Consider the following 210-nt stretch of genomic DNA (forward strand, 5'->3'; position numbering starts at 1 on the left):
CGACTGTTTACTAAAAACACAGGTCCGTGCGAAGCCGTAAGGCGATGTATACGGACTGACGCCTGCCCGGTGCTGGAACGTTAAGGGGACCGGTTAGCTGCACTTCGGTGTGGCGAGGCTGAGAACTTAAGCGCCAGTAAACGGCGGTGGTAACTATAACCATCCTAAGGTAGCGAAATTCCTTGTCGGGTAAGTTCCGACCTGCACGAA

At 53.8% G+C, this 210-nt stretch carries 1 rRNA gene; it reads left to right on the forward strand.

What is annotated here, in order from left to right:
* A 23S ribosomal RNA gene (locus IF29_RS0141360) occupies positions 1-210 on the forward strand; the annotation flags it as partial.

This window comes from Streptacidiphilus jeojiense (assembly GCF_000719095.1).
GTDB classification, from domain to species: Bacteria; Actinomycetota; Actinomycetes; order Streptomycetales; family Streptomycetaceae; genus Streptacidiphilus; species Streptacidiphilus jeojiensis.